The organism is Paenibacillus senegalensis JC66 (genome assembly GCF_000285515.1).
In the GTDB taxonomy this organism is placed as follows: Bacteria; Bacillota; Bacilli; order Paenibacillales; family NBRC-103111; genus Paenibacillus_L; species Paenibacillus_L senegalensis.
Map to the genome: position 1 here is coordinate 262,589 of NZ_HE610960.1, position 18,101 is coordinate 280,689.

The following is an 18,101-nucleotide window of genomic DNA, read 5'->3' on the forward strand; positions in this document are numbered from 1 at the left end:
ATTGAGGGAGGTACCTATGCTTTTCTCTGTTCTGATGCGCAAGGCGTATGCCCGTAACTTGCAGTACAGAGGTTCCCATGTGCTGAATACGGTGGCCAGTTCTTTGTTTGGCTTTATTTATGTATCTATTTGGATCGGTGTGGGAGAAGGCAGCTCTCTCGGGGAATATGGGGTTCAAGGCATGATTAACTATGTCGCCTTTAATCAGGCGTGCCTGTGGGTGACCGTATTTTTAACCAATGGGCTGGGCCTGGAGAACAGTGTCCGCACCGGACAAATCTCGATGGACATGATGCGGCCGGTTCATCTGTTTTATATGCTGATGTGCAGGGAATGGGGACAAATTGCCTATCAGTTTTTGTACAAGATGGTGCCAATTTTTGTTCTCTATGTATTTGTCCTCTCCCTCAGTCTGCCCGATCGGGCTTTTACTTGGCTGTTAACGGCTTGCGCACTGCTTTTGGCTGCTTACATATCGATTTGTGTGCAGTATTTGATTGGCGTATGCGCTATGTGGACGACGGAATCAAGATGGCTCGTTTGGGCTAATTTTGCCGTGTCTTCCCTGCTCTCCGGCTTCCTGATTCCAATAGAATGGCTTCCCGGTTGGCTGCAAACGATCAGCCGCCTGTCCTTTTACCCTTACCTGCAGTATCATCCGACACGCATTTTTCTGGAGTATGAGAATGGTACCGCGTTATTCGGCTCCCTAGCATGGTGTATCGCGATGACGTTTATATGTATCGCCGTAACGGCTATCGTTCGACGCAAACTGGAGGTGCAGGGAGGATGAATGAATTGAAATTGTACGGCCTGCTCATCCGTGCCAGCATCCGTTCGAGGATGCAGTACAAGTTTAACTTTATCTTTTCTTCCTTGATGGCTCTAGTTATTAATGTTATGGAATTCCTGCTGATCGCTATCATTCTTAACCGGTTCGGCGATATCAAAGGCTGGGGCCTGCTGGAAATCGGTTATTTGTACTCCGCCATCATTCTCTCACGTGCTCTGTATCGTACTGTCGCTTCCGACGTTCACCACATTGAACGCTATCTGGTTAATGGCGAGATGGATCAGCTGCTGACCCGTCCGATCCCAGTATTGCTTGCTTTAATGTCGCAAAACTTCAATATTCTTGCTGCTGAATTTTTTCAAGGAATCATCATTATGACCATCTGTATTAACGGATTAATGGCTGCTGGCCAAATGACCTGGTTTGATGTGCCCTTAACGTTACTGATGATCGTGTGCGGCGGTTTCATCCTGTTTACTATCGGACTGATTACCTCGACCGTTGGATTCTGGATCACTCGTATTCGCGATCTTCAGAATATCACAGAGGATGCTGCACGGAATGCCGCTCAGTATCCTATCTCCCTGTATCCAAAGTGGATGCAATTAATCTTGCTAACTGTGCTTCCGGTTGGCTTAGTCAACTATGTTCCGACCCTTTATATCATCCGGGGAGAAATGGGCCCTTGGGTGATCGGGCTTGTCCTCATTTTCACGGCTGGCTTTCTCTGGGTCGGCTTGCGTTTCTGGAGGGTTGGGATTTCCCGCTATCAAAGCACGGGGAATTAAACCTGCCTGACCCGGCATTTTGCTTATTTATCCAAGCGATTAAAAAAAGAAGGACGACTGCTCGCACACTGTTGTAAGACGAAGCACGCAGTTGCATGCGGGGGCGAGCCTAAGCCTGGGTTCAGTGACAATGCTGATTCAGCCCATTTTATCGAATAAAAAAGGAGGCAGCTTCCATGATAGAGGTTTCCGACTTAAGTAAAACGTTCAAAATCCCGGTCACTAAAGAAGGCCGTTTTCAAGGCTTGAGGAGCTTGTTTTCACGAGAATATCGTGAGAAAAATGCAGTGCAAAGCATCAATTTTCAAGTGCAAAAAGGAGAATTCATCGGTTATCTCGGTCCTAACGGAGCAGGTAAATCAACGACTATTAAAATGCTCACGGGCATTCTTCACCCGACATCCGGCTCGGTGCGCATTGGAGGACTCAGTCCTCACACCCATCGGCGGCAGGTCGTGCGCCGCCTTGGTGTTGTTTTCGGACAGCGGACACAGTTGTGGTGGGACCTGCCGCTTAAGGATTCTTACGATATCCTGGCCGCCATGTATGGCGTGGAGCCGAAGTGTAAAGAGCGAAAGCTGCGGGAAATGAATGAACTGCTGGGCCTGGATGAATTTTTGCACACTCCTGTACGCAAATTGTCGCTAGGACAAAGGATGAGGGGGGATTTGGCTGCAGCAATGCTGCACGAACCGGAATTATTGTTCCTGGATGAGCCAACGATCGGTCTCGATGTTGCCGCCAAGAAAAATATTAGAGGGTTCCTGAAAACCATTAATAACGAGCTGGGTATTACGATTTTGCTTACGACCCATGATATGGATGATATCGAACAGCTGTGCCAGAGGGTGATCGTCATAAACCACGGAACGCTCGTCTATGACGGAACACTGACGCAATTAAGGGACCGCATCGGGCTGCCGACAGTTATAACGGTTACGTACGCCCAGCCTTTAACCGATAACGTCCGCATCACAGACCATCCCTTCTCCATCTTGGAGCAGAATGAAAGGCAGGTCATGATTACATGCAACCGTCAGGAAATTACCGCGATGGATGTGCTTCGGGCTGCCAGCCAGTGGGGAGAGGTCGAAGACGTTCATATGCAGGAGCCTGATTTTGAAGAAGTGATTCATAAAATTTATTAATTAGCCTAGTAAGTCAGCCCAGCCGGGTTTATCGCGAGCGGCGGGATGAATAGCCCGCCTCTTGATTATGTTGAAGCTTCGACCTACTGCGCTAATGCTCGTGGAGAGTTTGTAGCGCTCGCTTGCACGGGGGCGGCGGGCATCCGCTTGCGCTAACGCTCATCCTCGCTCTTATTTGTGACAAAAAGCCCAGAAAACCGCGATCTGAAACAAAATAAGGACGATGGCAAGCGTTACAATTTTTATCCCCCTGATTTTGCTCAAATAAGGACCACCACGAGCGTTAAAATTCGAAGCAGGTCGCAACGGCTCACTGCACGCCGCAATCTATTATTCACAGTTAATCGACGACCTAACTGCGAGCTCTACAATCCAAGCCGGACGCAGCCGAACTGCTTACCCAGGCTGCTCGCCGTTCTGCTTGCCCAGACTGCGCAACGTTCTGCTTACCCAGGCTGTGCACCACTCTGCTTACACGGCTGCGCACATGCGTACCAGACTGTAAATACATACAGCACCCTCCCTCCCCGCCGCTCCAGCGCTGCTTTCACAGATAAATCTACGGCGCCTCTCCCGGATATAACTTTCTCCCATGTCTTTAAATATTGTTTTAACGTGATAAATTTGACAATTTAAGGAAAATGGTGTATAATGGGATTTCACTTACTATGTTATGCTGCTGCGATTTACACAGCATTTTCATTAATATCCCTTGTTGGAGAGGTGGCTGGTGTGATTAAGCCTACAGTCATTCAGACAGCAGCATGGGGGGCCGTTATAGGCGTAGTTACGCTTGCCATTGCACTGCTGCTTATGCGGACAGGCTCCCTCGGCCTGATCGCTGCTCTTTTATTCGCGGCGTTCGGCGGGGCGCTGGTTGCCTTGTTTACAAGTCAATGGCGGGAAATGAGCATTACGGATGATGGCACAGGTCTTTATAATCGTCGTTTTCTATTTAAGAGACTGTCCATTGTATTTCACCAGGCACATAAAGAAGAACAACCCCTGTCTCTGGCAGTTATCGATATTGACGGCTTTAGAGACATTAATAACAAGTATGGCCATCTTGCCGGAGATCAGACTTTGCTTAAAGTGGCACAAACCTTGCGGGCTTCCCTTCGCGAAGGAGATATTGTCGGCCGCTGGGGCGGGGAAGAATTTGCTCTCATTTTTCCCGGAACAAAGCTGAATGATGCCGTAATACTGTGCGAAAGCATACGCTCACAAATTGAAGAACAGCGTTTCAAGATTTCTGAGCATGATACGGTTTCGGTAACGATCAGCGTTGGAGTCGCAGGGCTCCGTCAAGGTGATACCACTATAGAGGAGCTTATTCAGCGAGCCGATAAATCGATGTACGAAGCTAAGAAATTACGCAATCGGGTTGCCTTTAATCCTTCCCCGCTTCAATGATCTCGTAAATGCGGGGTTTCTTGCGTTTATTCAATATGCTGCTCTCTCGCCTTACCAAAGAAGAGGCGGGAGAGTTTTTTCATGATCATTACTCCCTTAAAATAGACAGGGATAGTAGTTTACCACGTAGATACCCTGCTTCCTTTTTTCAGCATGTTTTGTTGAGAGTGAGGTATAATGGATATACCCTTCAACAATTCGAGCATTCCAGAATGTTTGATCGCATAGAGAGCGCTCTGCATATTAAATTTCCGTCAAACTATAGAGACTATAACATAAGATCCAAGCTTCACAAAAAATACAGGGTACACAAGAGATACGGGTTTACAGTTTATGATAAAAGTTACACAATTGATCCATACCAGTGATTACGGGTTAAAAGGTGCAGTTAAAAGAGATGCAGGCTATAACCGGAAAAACATCCGCTCCACTGGATACACGGGATTTATGCATCATGCTGTGGAAAGAAGGAGAATACGTTGGAACGTTGGAAAATAAATTTGTTCGTTCTTTGGTTTGGCCAATTTTTTGTCACCTCAGGCATGACCATGATCATTCCATTTTTGCCTTTGTATTTACAGGAGCTGGGCATGTCGGGGGACAAGGAGTTGGCCTTTTGGGCAGGCATTATTTTTGCCTCCAATTTCGTCACGTCTTTTATCTTCCAGCCTATCTGGGGAGGGCTTGCTGACCGGTATGGCAGAAAGCTGATGCTGCTGCGCTCAGGCTTTGGTATGGCGATAGTTATGGTCTGTATGGGATTTGCTCAAAATGCGTGGCATCTGCTGCTATTGAGAATGCTGAACGGTACGATATCCGGCTTTATACCGGCCTCTGTTTCCCTCGTTTCCGCGGGTACTCCGAGAAAACGAATCGGATTCGCCATGGGGATGGTGCAGTCCGGCGGAGTCGCCGGAACGATCATGGGCCCTCTTCTGGGAGGCTTGATGGCAGACAGTATCGGCTTCCGGCCGATCTTTTATATTACGGGCGGTTTAATTTTTACAGCGACAATGCTGGCAGCATTGCTGATCAAGGAATCATTTAACCGCGAAGAGGCAAAAAGCCAGCCGAGAGTGTCGGTATGGTCCGGATTTGCCAAGCTTAAGGCGATCCCCCAATTGCCGGCGCTGTTCTCCGTGACATTCCTTATTCAGTTCGCTCTGCTCAGCCCGATGCCGCAAATGCCGCTTTACGTACAGGATCTCCATCGCTCCGCAGAGATGCTTGCTTTCTGGGCCGGGTTGGTTGGGTCGGTTAATGGCATTTCTAATATGATTGCTTCACCCGTCCTGGGGCGCTTGGGGGACCGTATCGGCTCTGAAAGAATCCTCGGCGTCTGCTTAATCGGCTCAGCCATTGCCTGCATTCCTCAGGCTATGGTAACGGAAGTTTGGCAGCTCATCGTATCACGATTTTTCCTTGGGATCTTTATGGGCGGGCTGCTTCCATCGGTCAATGCGCTTATTCGGAAATACACGCCGGAAGGGATGGACAGCCGGGCTTACAGCTTTAACACGAGTACACTGAGCTTGGGGAATCTCATCGGTCCCGTTACCGGAGGCATTCTTGCTGGCATCATCACGATCCGGGGCTTGTTTATTCTGTCTGCCGTTCTGCTCCTGCTTAATGCGATTTGGGTCCGCAAAACGCTATATGCTAAGCCGGCGAAAGGCTCCGAAGCAGCAGACAAGCCTTAAGAACCAGCAAAGACCCATTCACATGCTATTCATTATGAGAACTTCATTAGATATTGGCAAAATTAATGGAACGGCTGCGCCGCTCAAATCGTCTAATCAATATAACATGCAATTTAGGGGGGAAGTTGAAATGCCCACAGCTTTGAATTGGCGATTGAATTTAAGAAGAATACTGGTGTCTATATTGTGTGCGGAGCTGCTGTTGTTTTACATTGGTCTAACCGCCGTTCCCTACCGTGCGGAGCAGAATCAGCCTTTAGCTGAAGCGGAATTTCACTTGAACGAGCCCCACCTGAAGAACGGACTCGCTCAAGGCAGGCTGTTATTTGCGTCACCTGCTGCATCCTTTTAGCCCTTACATAGCTTAACTGGTCATGAGCCGGCCTTGACTCTTGCTACTGCAAGTCCATCGTAGGCCGGCAAGAGCACCCCTTCCAACCGCTCGTCATTCAGCATCCTCTGGTTAAAGGTTCTCATGGCCTTGACCGAATTCCCTTCATATTGATCCTGATATACCTTCCCTTTCATAAAAGCATTGTCGCCGGCAATAACCGCTCCTGGGAGAGCCAGCTTAAGCGCCCAATCCAAATAGTTGGGATAATTCCCCTTATCTGCATCGATAAAAAAGAAGTCAAACCGCCTGCCTTCAGCATACAGCTGCTTAAGTGATTCCAATGCTTCTCCCGCCCGATATTCGACACACTCTCCGAATCCGGCGCGGCTTACATTGTTTTTCGCCAGCTGGATATAATCTTCTCTTAGCTCCAAGGATGTCAAACGCCCCCCATCTGCCAGACCTCTAGCCAAGCAGATTCCGCTGTATCCGCCCAGAGCGCCGATCTCCAGCACCGCCTTTGCCCCGGTCATTCTGACCAGAAGCGTGAGCAGCTTGCCGTACCCTGCCGGTACAGAAATATCATGCATTTGTTGATCACGGATTGAAGTACGTACCTGCTCCAACTGCGGATCGACCGGGAGCAGCGATTCGGCATATTGCTTTTCGTCCATACTGGTTAACACTTCCCTCTTATCTATTCTTCCTCCAAGGCAGATCAGGCAGATCAAGCAGATCATTGTGTCGCCATGGTGATTAGCCTATACTAATCAGTGTAGGAATTCCCTTGCGGAAAATCAAGAACATGCAAATGAGGTGGGCCCCATCGAATTAATTGCTACGTGTCCAATGGGCTTGGAGGCGGTTGTGGACCGCGAGCTCAAGGAGCTTGGATATACAGAAAGAAAAGTGGAAAACGGAAGAATAACGTTTAAAGCGGATAAGCTTGCCATCTGCCGGACCAACCTCTGGCTTAGAAGCGCCGACCGGATATTAATTAAAATGGGGGAATTCAAGGCGCTGACCTTCGATGACCTGTTTGAAGGCACCAAGGCATTAAATTGGTCGGAATGGATTTCTGCTGACGGTGAATTTCCGGTTGAGGGCCGCTCCCATAAGTCTCAATTGTCGAGCGTGCCCGCCTGTCAAGGGATTGTCAAGAAAGCAGTGGTCGACAGTCTGAAGCAAACGTATAATCGCGAATGGTTTCCGGAGACGGGAGCCCGCTATGTGATCGAAATTTCGCTATTACATGATCTAGCGACTCTAACCCTCGACACGACCGGACCCAGCCTGCACAAACGCGGATACCGCAAGCTCGTGACCGAGGCTCCTTTAAAGGAAACGCTGGCAGCCTCTATGATCATGCTGAGCCGCTGGCGTCCGGAAAGGCCGCTCTACGATCCCTTCTGCGGCTCCGGCACCATTCCTGTGGAAGCTGCTATGATCGGCTGGAATCTGGCCCCAGGCCTGCGCCGATCCTTCCCTGCCGAGCATTGGCCGGTGATGGGTTCATCTTTGTGGGAGGATGCCCGTGAAGAAGCCTACGATCTCGTCAAGGACGATGTTCCGCTTGAAATCATCGGCTCCGATATCGATGAAAAAGCGATAGAGGTGGCCAAAGCTTCAGCCCGAAGCGCCGGATTCGCCAAAGAGCTTCAATGGCACGTGCGCAGCGTCTCGGATATCAAGCCCCGCGGCGATTACGGCTGTATCATTACGAATCCTCCATACGGTGAGCGGCTAGGGGACCGGGCCGATGTGGAAAAGCTGCTTCGCAGGCTCGGCTCGATCTGCCAATCGCTGGACACCTGGTCTGCATTCATCTTAAGCCCTTCCAAGCAGCTGGAGCACTATTGGGGCAAGCCCGCAGACAAACGGCGAAAGCTGTACAACGGCCGGATAGAGGTTGCCTTGTACCAGTATTTCGGGCCGCTGCCGCCTAGAAATCGGCTGCAAAACAATAGTCCAACTTAACTATTCCTGATAGCATGCATGCAGACGGTAAAAAGTTCGGTTCAACCCAGAAGTCCGGCTTTAATTTGTTAATTAAGGAGAGAGAGCCTTGAAAACGTTAGTACTGGCGGAAAAGCCAAGCGTCGCCAAAGAGCTGGCGCGCGTTCTTGGCGCCCGCCAAAAACATAAATCGCATTATGAGGGAGCCCAATATGTCGTTACCTGGGCGCTAGGACATTTGATTACTTTGGCCGAGCCGGAAGATTACGATGACCGCTACAAGTCATGGAAGCTGGAGGATTTGCCTATCATTCCCGGGGAAATGAAGCTGAAGGTAATCAAGGAAACTTCCCACCAATTCCGGGCGATCGAAAAGCTCGGCAAACGCTCCGATTTAAAGGAGCTGGTTATTGCCACCGATGCGGGAAGAGAAGGAGAGCTGGTTGCCCGCTGGATCATGGAGAAAATCCGTTGGAAAAAGCCGTTTAAGCGCTTGTGGATTTCCTCGCAAACGGATCAGGCCATCAAGGAAGGGTTCGCCAAGCTTAAGCCGGGCAGTGATTACAATCGCCTGTATCAATCGGCGGTATGCCGTTCTGAGGCGGATTGGCTTATCGGCCTGAACGTTACCCGCGCTTTGACTAGCAAATACAACGCGCAGCTGTCCGCCGGACGTGTGCAAACACCGACGCTTGGCATGATTATTGAGAAAGAGAAAGCCATACGCGCCTTTAAGCCTGTTGATTACTGGCTGCTGCAGGCCGACATAGGCACATTTCAGGCCCAGTGGAGACAGGCCGGATCTGGGGAAGCGCGGATTATGGACAGAGCCAAGGCGGAGGATCTGAGCCGCCGGCTGGGAGGACAAAGCGGAAAAATAATCCGGCTGCAAAAGACAGAAAAGCGGATTCCCCAGCCGCTCGCTTATGATTTGACAGAGCTGCAAAGGGATGCTAACCGGCGTTATGGCTTTTCCGCCAAGCAAACCTCGAACATCCTGCAGCGCTTGTACGAACAGCATAAGCTGGTCACTTATCCGCGTACGGATTCCCGTTATTTGACATCGGACATGAAGTCCACCTTCAAAAGCCGTTTGCAGAGCATTGCCGTGGGACCTTATGCTTCTCTGGCCCGAAATGTGCTTAAACAGCCGCTGCAAGTGTCCAAGCGTATCGTCGATGATAGCAAGGTCACAGACCACCATGCGATAATCCCGACCGAACAAACGGTGCTCCTGAATTCGCTAAGCAATGAGGAGCGCAAGCTTTACGATTTGATAGTCCGGCGCTTTCTCGCCCTGTTCTATCCGCCCTGCCGCTATGACCAGACCAAGGTGCAGATTCAAGTCAGCGGCGAAACGCTGTGGGCATCCGGTCAGCATATGAAGGATGCCGGCTGGAAGGAAGTGTACGGCAGCAGCGATTATACCGACGATGAAGATGAGCCGGATAACGACTCCGGCCCGGAACAGCTGCTGCCTGAGCTTAAGGAAGGACAAACGGTCACCATCCGCCAGTGCCGTATCCAGGCAAGACAGACGAAGCCGCCTGCCCGCTACACGGAGGCTTCACTGTTAACTCAGATGGAGAAGCATAATCTGGGGACGCCTGCCACCCGGGCCGACATTATTGAGAAACTGCTGCACAGCGATACCATTGAGCGGCAAGGAGCAAGCCTCGCACCGACGGGAAAAGGGTGGCAGCTTATTGAACTGGCGGCCGAGGAGCTCCGTTCCCCTGAGCTTACAGCCAAGTGGGAGCTGGAGCTGGAGAGAATCGCCAAAGGCCAGGGGCAAATGAAAATTTTCCTCGATAACATCCGCAAGCAAACGATTCAGCTGGTGCAGGAGGTTAAGCAAAGTACGGTTGATTATGTCCCGCACAACCTGACGCATAAGAAATGTCCGGATTGCGGGGAGCGAATGGAAGAGCGCAAAGGGAAACGCGGGCGCTTCTATTTATGCTCGAGCCGGGATTGCGGCTACCGCCAGGCAGCGGAGCCGCAATTGGCCAACAAGCGCTGTCCGCAATGCCGCAAAAAAATGGAGATTCATAACGGCAAAAACGGCAAGTACGTTCAATGCAGACCTTGCAATGTAGTCGAGCAGTTGGATGGCAGCGGCGGCAAAGCTGCGGCCCGAATGAATCGCAAGCTTGTAGAGAAATACAGCGATAACGCCCCCCTTGGCAACAGCCTGGGAGATGCGTTAAGGCTGGCCCTCGAGCAACAACAATCAGACAAATAAGCTTGATATGATAAAAGGCCAAGATCTGCCGGCGATATCTGCCGGCTAGCTCTTGGCCTTATTCGTTACCTGCTCTTGCCCACCAAAGATAGCTTCATCATGTAATAGCACTCTTCCCTGGCCATGTGGTCGGCCATTAAAGGCTGCAGAGTGCCGAGGAGCTCCGCATCCAAATCCATGCTCTCCAGCTCCTCCAAAAATTCCTTGAACAGCATCATTTCCAGCTCGACTTCGCGATTAAACCGGTTTAGGGCAGGAAAATGCTGAAGCTGTGTACGCAAGTAACCGGCCATTTCCACCGCCTTCATATAAAAATCGGTAAAATGAGCGGAAAACCTGCCGCTTTTCTCAGTCAATCTTTTTTCGACTCTCGCCAAAGATGCCGATACAGAATCCGCGTGCTCTACGGCGTCCTGCAGCCAGATCAAATGAAGCTGAATCGCATCATAAGTCGGCGGCCGGCCATGGGCTTGAATATGCTTCAAGATTCGCATGTATTCTTCCAGCTCGTTAATCATATGGTTAACGAATGTGGACGAGAGGTGAAAGCGGATGGCGCCTGTCAGCATTCGGCGCAATAAATACAGCTTGAAATCCCGCAGCTCGGATGCTCGCCAATAAGCGGTTTGATTAAGCGGTTCCAGCCGCGCTTCATCCTCCACCTGCGCTTCCTGAAGCAGACTGTCGAAAATCCGGATAAACCGGTGAGCCCTTTTGATCTCATCCTTTTCCTGCGGCGCAAGGGAATCATGGATAAACCGGGCATGATCCCCCAACACCTGCAGCCAGAAACGCTGTTCCAGCCATACATCGGAGCTTGCCTCGACGACAACAAAGGAATTGCTTTTGTCCATACCCTCCTCCTTAAGCAGCTTCTTGGCTATCAGCATTTTGCATTAAATTCCAATGTAATCGAATTTACGCAAAATGCCCGATTATGTAAAATGCTCCCTCTTAGGTAAGCGTATGCTGGATAATCAGAAGGCTTGCAGCATAAAAAGAAAAAAAATCGCTGTTGGTAATGTTCAAAAAATCAGCCATGGAACAAAAAAAGACCTCGCTGCGGGAACAGCGAAGTCCTAAGCTTATCTCCCCGGTATGGGGTCAGCCTGCGATTACGATGCTGGCGCTGATTCCGGTCAAGACAACCAAATCGGCTTCCAGCAAGCCGGTTTCACCAGCCGGAGGATATATGCCGCAGGCTCCTCCAAAGGCCCGGCAGTCCGTCTTACTTCTTCACAAAGCGGCGAACCTTCTGCAGTGCCTCATCTTCCGTTGGCGCCGTCACATAACGCCCATTTATAAAAATAAAAGCCCCTTTGCGGCAAGGGCCGCAATAAGACTTGCAGCCAACCTTGACGGTTGTGCCGGGTGCCATTTGCTCCAAAGCAGGCACGATCCGGGACAGCTTCGTAAATCTGCACTTATCGCATACACGAATATCGTTTCTAGACATAACGCTCAAGCTCTCCTTAAAGCCGGGTCAGTGATCCCCGTGATTTCCTTGAGACGGATTCGTAATGACAAATCCCTCTTGCGGGAAATACAGATAATCTATTTTAACCCCATCCAGCAAAGGCTCGTCCGATTGTAATAGGACATCAATCCCCTTGTCTGTTTCCACGACGGTATCGTTCTGCGTCGGCTCGCTCATATCCAGGCCGTAATGCGCATGATCGCCGTGCTTGTGGGTAACAAACACTCTTAGCTTCAAATTTTCGTTCTCTTCCTTCTCGATTTCCCGTAAAATCACTTTGGCAGCGTTGCGGGTAATTTTGCATTTCATTGAAACATTCCTCCTCTAGTGAGTAATTATGCTGGAAAGGCAGCCTTAGATAAGCTATGATTAACTCATGTTCTGCTAATCATTATAGAAAAAACATGCGGTCAAATAAATGAGGTGATTGCTGCTCTATGTTAACGTTTTATAAAAAATATTACAAGACGATCTTCGATATCGGGTTAATTATTCTGACCATTTACCTCTTTATGCTGTTGTTCAGCTACTTGTACAGCATAGCGGCACCCATCTTCTTTGCTCTGGTCATCTATGCCATCATCGAGCCTTTCGCCGCCTACCTGAACCGCAAAGGCTTGAAAAAAGCGCTGGCTACCACCATCTCGACCGTTGTCTTCGTTCTTGCTCTGCTTGGCGTGCTTACCGGCTTGAGTGCAGCCGCAACCATTCAAATCCTTAATTTGATTGAGAAAGTACCCGAGTATCAAGAACAGGTGCTGGATACTATTAATTATGTCATGGTATTTCTGCAGCAGCAGGTGGCGACTATTCCACAGGAATACATTGAACGCGCAGGCGAATATTTGGCGTCCCTCGTTACCGGAATCGGTTCATTGGCAAGCGCCTTCCTCAGCGGACTTTACAGCGGACTGACCTCTGTTTCCAATTTTATGATTAATTTTGTCATTGGCCTTATTCTAGCTTATTTTCTCAGCATCGAGGCGGAAAGCTGGAAGAAAGCCATACATAAGCATATGCCCAACACCTTCAAAAAGGCCTTTGTCTTTCTGAAGGAAAATGTTCTTCTGGGTATAGCCGGGTATGTAAAGGCCCAATTAAAAATTATTTCCGTCACTTTTGTTGTCATTTTCATCGCACTTCTGCTGCTCAGAGTCAACAACGCTTTTATGATTGCTTTCATAGCTGCGATTTTTGATCTGCTGCCGCTGCTTGGGGTGTCGACGATCTTTATTCCTTGGATCATTTATTTGTTCATAGTAGGACAAACCTCTTTGGCTATTTGGCTGACGGCCATATGGCTGTTAGTAATCGGTACCCGCCAGGTGCTTGAGCCGAAAATTACCGGAGATACCTTGGGCGTTTCAGCTTTCACTATGCTGGCCTTTATGATTGTCTCCTTGAATCTGTTTGGCTTTGCCGGTCTGATTCTTTCCCCTGTTCTGACGATCACTATCAAAGCATTGATGGATCAAGGATACTTGCAGAAATGGATTCGGCTGCCCGAAGACGAGTATGATGACCGCCCTCCCGCCAATGGGCATACATAGCCCTATTAATCCGAATGTACCGGCGGATACTTCTTTTCCATACGATAGGCAAAATAATTGGAGGCCATCAGCGTCACTACGATATCATCGACCGGAACGAGAGGCATAACATCAGGCAGCACCCAATAAAGGACAACGGGAAGGACAAACAAGACCTTCGATCTCCACGGGATATGGCCGGAACGGAGTAAGCGATAGACTCTGGCCGGTACATGTGCCCAGTGATGGATTGACAGCAGCTTCTTCATTCCCCTTCCCCCTTTCTACTATTGTATCATACAGTATAGCCAATCAACCTCAAGACTAAAGTCAGACCAATAAACCTCCAGGCAGGGCCGGGAAGCCCTGTCATTACTTGACATCCAAAAGTTATTTCATTATATTTTTAGTCAAATTGAGTACCGCTCAGTACCGAAATGATTATTTTAAAAGGAGGAACTCCATGAGGGAAACGGAGACGACCGCCTCTTCCCAGCAAAACAGCAGCGATCTCGAAGAGTTGCAAAACGCCGTTGGAGAATTTGTTTATCTGGTTAATCGGGAGACGCGAAGCATCCGTGGCTCGTTGAACCTCGCTGACGGCCAAATCTTCCTGCTTATGATTTTATCCAGGCATGAATCCGTTAAGGCTTCGGATATTGCAAGCCGTATCGGGATCACTTACGGAGCTGTAACCGGAATGACGGACAAGCTGTTAAGCCTTGGCCTCATTACCCGTGAGCGCTCTGTTGATGATCGCCGCGTCGTTTTAATATCGATTACCGAAGAAGGGCGCAAGGTTATGAACGACATTCGCAGCGAGCGCGCAGAACGGTTTCGCCGCTTGCTTGGACAAATGGATGATAACACGGTAACAGAAGCGATCGCTTTGTTTGCCAAGCTTAATCGTCTGTTCGGCAAGACTGAAGAGCACAACTAGCTAAATGCATAGATGAATTGGGGGCAACGGCGAGGGGAATTATTTCCTAATCCATAAGTTCCTTCCCGGTATGTAAAGGGCAACCTGGAATGATCTGCTGTACCAGCAGCTTCAAGGCGGCCCTTTATTTCTGTCTATCGCATAGGCACGCCTGCCAGCTTTTGTCATAAACTAATCAGGGAAGCACTTTCTGATGAAAGGAAGGAAAGGCATTGCCCCGGTACCGAATCATCGTAGATTTATCCGACCGCCAGCTCTATTTGCTTGATGAAAATACGGTCGTCCGCGGGTTTCCGGTTGGCATTGGCAAAATGCTGACCGCCACCCCGGTAGGAGAATACACGATCATCAATAAACAACCGAATCCCGGTGGTCCCTTCGGCGCTTACTGGATGGGTTTATCCAAGCCGCATTATGGAATTCATGGAACGAATGATCCCTCCTCTATTGGCCACGAAGTGTCCAAGGGCTGCGTCCGCATGTACAATGAAGATGTGGTTGAGCTGGCTAGTCTGGTCCCTATAGGGACCAAGGTCACCATTCGACCTTAGCAGGAAGCTTTTTTTACAGACAAAGGACATCCAATAACCAGCAAGATAACCCACAAATGGGGTCTTTCGCTTTAAAGCTTACTCAGTACTTTGCGGGGTCCTTGAAAAATTAATTTTATAAGCGCATAAAAAGCCGCATCCCGTCATGGAAACCATGAACGAGCCGCGGCCTTTCCGTCTTTTCGAAAACTTTCCCCCGTGTGCCTTATTTTGCTTATCCCAGGCCCGCTACAGCTGTTCCAGCCAGGCTTGAGCGAGCAAATCTAACGCATTCCGCGCTTCCCCGCTTAACAGCCCCTGCTGAATAACCGCCGGCGCCGCAATATAGCTGCGGAAGTCCTGAATATAATCTGCGGCGGTGGCCAGCTGCTGCTGCTCAATTAGTAAACGGATGATCGATACCCGATACAGCAGCTGATCACCCAATATTGAATTCAATTGCTCATTTGCCATAAAGTAATGAATCGCCTCTTCCATTGTCTGAAACGGCTCTTCAGGCTGCTCCGGGTATTCCGGAACGTTCGGGGACAGCGGGATAGCTTGAATCAAATGATAGTTGCTGTCCACCATGTACAGGCTGCCGGCTTGATCTTGGGCTAATCTGCGCTTATCCGTCGTAATTGGATATACATTTTTAGTGCTCGGGTCAATCATGAACAAACGCCCTTGAATCGTTCCATACACATAGCCATCGCTGCCAATTGCCATCTCAGCGTCTCGGAAGGTGATAGTCGAATACGTGATATCAAATTTCGGTTCATCATAAACAACCTCGTCCAGCTCGGGGTCATAAATAAACAGATGGCCTTCGGCGAAGCCCCATATTTTGCTGTCAGGCCCGGCAATAAGCTTGGTGATCGCCTTTTTACCCGGGACTGGAACGAATTCCTTTACTTTCTGGTTAGCCTCGACATCCCATATAAACATTTTGGCCTCTTGCTCATTAGGCTCTGTATCGCCATAGCTGTTCCAAACGGAGGATCCGCCATAGATCATTCCATCCTGGTAAGCGAAGGAAACCAAGCTTTGATTAGCAATCGGGCTGTAATATTCCAGCTGTCCGCTTTCCATATCGTAAAAAGCGAGCTTGCCGGTACGATTATCTCTGGCCGGCACGGTGACGGTAGCCAAGGTTTCCTTGCCGCTTCGTTCAATGACCTGTCCGCCGTATACACGCTCCTGCTTATCAGGACCTGCCTGGTTCATGTCATACAGCTTCACCGGGTTTAAAGGCTTGCTCCTATCAATCAGATTCCATTGCTTGTCCGGATCATACAGATTCATATGGACACCAGGATAAAGCGGAATCAATACCTGGTTGTCTTTATATGGAATAAACATCTCTGCCTGGCTAAGGTAGTTGTTGACGCCCAAGGTCCGCCCGGTTAACTGCGTAACTTGCCCGGTGGCCGGATCGAAGATGGAATGCCCGGTATTCGTATAACCGGCAATATGGATCACCCCATCGTTCCGGGCTCCTATCGCATGCACTTGACCTGCATCCGCTTCTACAGGCAGTGCAACGTTAGCCGTTACGCCTGTGTCAAAATTGTAATAGAACAGGCCGCCCTCCACATTCATAGCTACCAGGGTGTCCCCAGGGTAAGCCGGGTCATTCAATTGGACAATATCGATTTCGTTAATCCCGCCGAGAAATGGAATCGGATCATGCTCATTCACTAGATGAACGGATCCAGTGGCCACTTCATAGTACGCCAAATAACGGCTGAATGCCCCATTGACCGAGGTATAGTACGGAAAATAAACTTTACCATCGCGCATTGGTGAAGGCTCACGGCTTTGATTGAATGTGAATGTTCCAATGATTTCGTCATTTTGGGCGGGATCAATAACCAGATTAGTCAAGCTCGCGCGTCCGGTCGTCTTCAACTGCGAGAGCCGTGCGAATATCAGCCCGTCTATCGCATCTAAATCAAACACATACTTATATTCGTCGGTAAAATTGACATCCGTTCCATTCTCGTTATAACGCAACGGGATCACGCCTGCCCACTGATTGTTGACTGCATCATATTTCACAATATTGGCATCGGTCGCCGTTCCAAAGTAGACCATCCCCGTTTGTTCGTCATAAGCCATGGAATGAACATATTTTTGTCCCGGCAGCACTTCGCCCAAATCCCTCATTTGTCCGGTGGAAATCGTATATTCGAATGCTTTGGCGAACTGTCCGTCCAATCGGGCATAGGTTCCCGCGAATAGACGGCCGTCCTCCGTGGCCACCAGGTCGAAGGTGTTATGATTAGGGGCAATCGCCGACAATTCCTGTAGTTCACCAGTCACCGAATGATAGCGATAGAGCTTGCCGCTCTGATAGCCTACTGCATATACATGTCCATCCGAGCCCAAGGTTAATCCCCGGATGATTGTATCGGATGGCAGTGGCTGTTGTCCGATTAAGGCTCTTGTATCGAGGTTAATCTTGGCGATTTGCGCAGAAGCCCCATTGATGTTGACATACATCATGTTAACCCCATTCTCCTCGGTGAAGACCGCACGGTTGGAGACGACGCTTTCAATCGCAACGCCATAGTCATTGAGCTGCAGCCGCTGGCCCGTATCAAGAGTAAAACGGTCGGCATATGCCTGTCCTGCAACAGAAGGCAGCGAAGTTATGACGGTACGCACAAATTCCGCGTTGGCCGGTACGGTTAAGGATACTTCGTATTCGTTCCAATCCCCGAACGATCCGTTAACCGAGGTTGAAGCCATGTGAACGGGTGCGTCCAGGGGATCGTTGGCATCGGCATAAGCGAAAATGGAGTACACAAATTCCCCGTCGTTCAGCAAGAAGCTCCCTTTTCCATGTACCTGCTGGCCGGGAATGACCTTTACCGGCTTGCTGTACAATTCCAATGACTGCGAACTTGAAACCGCTTGCAAATTGACGCTCCTTCTTCCCTCGAGGAAGGTGCCGGCAGCTGCAGACAATGCAGCCTGGTGCCCAGCCTCCAAGCTGTCTTGCGGAATTATCCATCCGGGAATTCCGCTATTCCCGGCTGCAGGGCGAACCTCAAAGTCTCCGTTTTCCAATGTGTTGGCGCTTATAATTTCGGAATTAACGGGGGGACGCACAGCATGACCTCCTGAAGCTGCCTGCCAAGCATCCTCATCCGCTGCGGCAGCTAGCGGCAATAGCAGCGAGCTTGCTAGCACAAGTGATGTCAATCGGCTTATCTTCTTAAACATGGACTACCTCCCTCAAT

At 49.6% G+C, this 18,101-nt stretch carries 17 protein-coding genes; 11 read left to right on the forward strand and 6 right to left on the reverse strand.

Annotated elements, in window-relative coordinates:
- Positions 1-16 precede the first annotated feature (16 nt).
- The 6 genes from PSHG_RS16775 (at position 17) to PSHG_RS16800 (ending at position 6,194) form a co-directional block, all read left to right on the forward strand.
- Positions 17-793, forward strand: a complete 777-nt coding sequence (locus tag PSHG_RS16775) for an ABC transporter permease (RefSeq protein ID WP_026021429.1) — start codon at positions 17-19, stop codon at positions 791-793.
- On the forward strand, positions 790-1,581 hold the full coding sequence (locus PSHG_RS16780) for an ABC transporter permease (RefSeq protein WP_010274972.1): 792 nt from the start codon (positions 790-792) through the stop codon (positions 1,579-1,581). The genes PSHG_RS16775 and PSHG_RS16780 overlap by 4 nt, the downstream gene beginning before the upstream one ends.
- A gap of 176 nt (positions 1,582-1,757) precedes the next feature.
- Positions 1,758-2,729, forward strand: a complete 972-nt coding sequence (locus PSHG_RS16785) for an ABC transporter ATP-binding protein (protein WP_010274974.1) — start codon at positions 1,758-1,760, stop codon at positions 2,727-2,729.
- Between the two features lie 732 nt (positions 2,730-3,461).
- Entirely contained in the window at positions 3,462-4,142 is a 681-nt protein-coding gene (locus tag PSHG_RS27910) for a GGDEF domain-containing protein (RefSeq protein ID WP_157213463.1), read from the forward strand.
- Positions 4,143-4,621: 479 nt separating this feature from the next.
- Positions 4,622-5,842, forward strand: coding sequence for an MFS transporter (locus tag PSHG_RS16795; RefSeq protein WP_010274978.1), 1,221 nt, complete (start codon positions 4,622-4,624; stop codon positions 5,840-5,842).
- 130 nt (positions 5,843-5,972) lie between these two features.
- On the forward strand, positions 5,973-6,194 hold the full coding sequence (locus PSHG_RS16800) for a hypothetical protein (protein ID WP_010274982.1): 222 nt from the start codon (positions 5,973-5,975) through the stop codon (positions 6,192-6,194).
- A 20-nt stretch (positions 6,195-6,214) separates the two neighbouring features.
- Here PSHG_RS16800 and PSHG_RS16805 read toward each other — a convergent pair whose 3' ends face one another.
- Complete coding sequence (locus PSHG_RS16805) at positions 6,215-6,862, reverse strand: O-methyltransferase (protein WP_392392019.1); 648 nt, start codon at positions 6,860-6,862, stop codon at positions 6,215-6,217.
- A 130-nt stretch (positions 6,863-6,992) separates the two neighbouring features.
- On the opposite strand from PSHG_RS16805, the gene PSHG_RS16810 reads away from it, so the two are divergent.
- Complete coding sequence (locus PSHG_RS16810) at positions 6,993-8,153, forward strand: THUMP domain-containing class I SAM-dependent RNA methyltransferase (protein ID WP_085980215.1); 1,161 nt, start codon at positions 6,993-6,995, stop codon at positions 8,151-8,153.
- 88 nt (positions 8,154-8,241) lie between these two features.
- Positions 8,242-10,377 (forward strand): DNA topoisomerase III, encoded by a 2,136-nt coding sequence (locus PSHG_RS16815; RefSeq protein ID WP_010274993.1) that lies wholly within the window; start codon positions 8,242-8,244, stop codon positions 10,375-10,377.
- A gap of 65 nt (positions 10,378-10,442) precedes the next feature.
- On the opposite strand, the gene PSHG_RS16820 is transcribed toward PSHG_RS16815, so the two are convergent.
- The 3 genes from PSHG_RS16820 to PSHG_RS16830 all read right to left on the reverse strand — a co-directional run bounded on the left by PSHG_RS16820 (position 10,443) and on the right by PSHG_RS16830 (position 12,163).
- The gene (locus tag PSHG_RS16820) at positions 10,443-11,231 is read right to left on the reverse strand and encodes a DUF2935 domain-containing protein (protein WP_042122277.1); all 789 of its coding nucleotides are present in this window, start codon (positions 11,229-11,231) and stop codon (positions 10,443-10,445) included.
- A gap of 374 nt (positions 11,232-11,605) precedes the next feature.
- Positions 11,606-11,833 (reverse strand): DUF1450 domain-containing protein, encoded by a 228-nt coding sequence (locus PSHG_RS16825; protein WP_010275000.1) that lies wholly within the window; start codon positions 11,831-11,833, stop codon positions 11,606-11,608.
- A gap of 27 nt (positions 11,834-11,860) precedes the next feature.
- Positions 11,861-12,163 (reverse strand): HesB/IscA family protein, encoded by a 303-nt coding sequence (locus PSHG_RS16830; protein ID WP_010275002.1) that lies wholly within the window; start codon positions 12,161-12,163, stop codon positions 11,861-11,863.
- Positions 12,164-12,291: 128 nt separating this feature from the next.
- Here PSHG_RS16830 and ytvI point away from each other — a divergent pair, with 128 nt between their 5' ends.
- Positions 12,292-13,404 carry a sporulation integral membrane protein YtvI gene (gene ytvI / locus PSHG_RS16835; protein WP_010275005.1) on the forward strand — a complete coding sequence of 371 codons (1,113 nt, stop codon included), beginning with the start codon at positions 12,292-12,294 and terminating at the stop codon, positions 13,402-13,404.
- Positions 13,405-13,409: 5 nt separating this feature from the next.
- On the opposite strand, the gene PSHG_RS16840 is transcribed toward ytvI, so the two are convergent.
- On the reverse strand, positions 13,410-13,652 hold the full coding sequence (locus PSHG_RS16840) for a hypothetical protein (protein ID WP_010275009.1): 243 nt from the start codon (positions 13,650-13,652) through the stop codon (positions 13,410-13,412).
- 194 nt (positions 13,653-13,846) lie between these two features.
- Between PSHG_RS16840 and PSHG_RS27915 the strand changes: the two genes are divergently transcribed.
- Together PSHG_RS27915 and PSHG_RS16850 are read left to right on the forward strand one after the other, a co-directional pair.
- The gene (locus PSHG_RS27915) at positions 13,847-14,323 is read left to right on the forward strand and encodes a MarR family winged helix-turn-helix transcriptional regulator (protein ID WP_010275012.1); all 477 of its coding nucleotides are present in this window, start codon (positions 13,847-13,849) and stop codon (positions 14,321-14,323) included.
- 212 nt (positions 14,324-14,535) lie between these two features.
- Positions 14,536-14,874 (forward strand): L,D-transpeptidase, encoded by a 339-nt coding sequence (locus tag PSHG_RS16850; protein ID WP_010275015.1) that lies wholly within the window; start codon positions 14,536-14,538, stop codon positions 14,872-14,874.
- 228 nt (positions 14,875-15,102) lie between these two features.
- Here the strand turns inward: PSHG_RS16850 and PSHG_RS16855 are convergent, their stop codons facing one another.
- On the reverse strand, positions 15,103-18,084 hold the full coding sequence (locus tag PSHG_RS16855; RefSeq protein ID WP_010275018.1) for a hypothetical protein: 2,982 nt from the start codon (positions 18,082-18,084) through the stop codon (positions 15,103-15,105).
- Positions 18,085-18,101 lie beyond the last annotated feature (17 nt).

What these genes read in the sequence shown, in the direction of transcription:
- PSHG_RS27915 (WP_010275012.1), top strand. Translation starts at nt 13,847, where the DNA reads ATGAGGGAAACGGAGACGACCGCCTCTTCCCAGCAAAACAGCAGCGAT.
- PSHG_RS16820 (WP_042122277.1), bottom strand. Translation starts at nt 11,231, where the DNA reads ATGGACAAAAGCAATTCCTTTGTTGTCGTCGAGGCAAGCTCCGATGTA.
- PSHG_RS16775 (WP_026021429.1), top strand. Translation starts at nt 17, where the DNA reads ATGCTTTTCTCTGTTCTGATGCGCAAGGCGTATGCCCGTAACTTGCAG.
- PSHG_RS16780 (WP_010274972.1), top strand. Translation starts at nt 790, where the DNA reads ATGAATGAATTGAAATTGTACGGCCTGCTCATCCGTGCCAGCATCCGT.
- PSHG_RS16855 (WP_010275018.1), bottom strand. Translation starts at nt 18,084, where the DNA reads ATGTTTAAGAAGATAAGCCGATTGACATCACTTGTGCTAGCAAGCTCG.
- ytvI (WP_010275005.1), top strand. Translation starts at nt 12,292, where the DNA reads ATGTTAACGTTTTATAAAAAATATTACAAGACGATCTTCGATATCGGG.
- PSHG_RS16840 (WP_010275009.1), bottom strand. Translation starts at nt 13,652, where the DNA reads ATGAAGAAGCTGCTGTCAATCCATCACTGGGCACATGTACCGGCCAGA.
- PSHG_RS16785 (WP_010274974.1), top strand. Translation starts at nt 1,758, where the DNA reads ATGATAGAGGTTTCCGACTTAAGTAAAACGTTCAAAATCCCGGTCACT.
- PSHG_RS16800 (WP_010274982.1), top strand. Translation starts at nt 5,973, where the DNA reads ATGCCCACAGCTTTGAATTGGCGATTGAATTTAAGAAGAATACTGGTG.
- PSHG_RS16830 (WP_010275002.1), bottom strand. Translation starts at nt 12,163, where the DNA reads ATGAAATGCAAAATTACCCGCAACGCTGCCAAAGTGATTTTACGGGAA.
- PSHG_RS16825 (WP_010275000.1), bottom strand. Translation starts at nt 11,833, where the DNA reads ATGTCTAGAAACGATATTCGTGTATGCGATAAGTGCAGATTTACGAAG.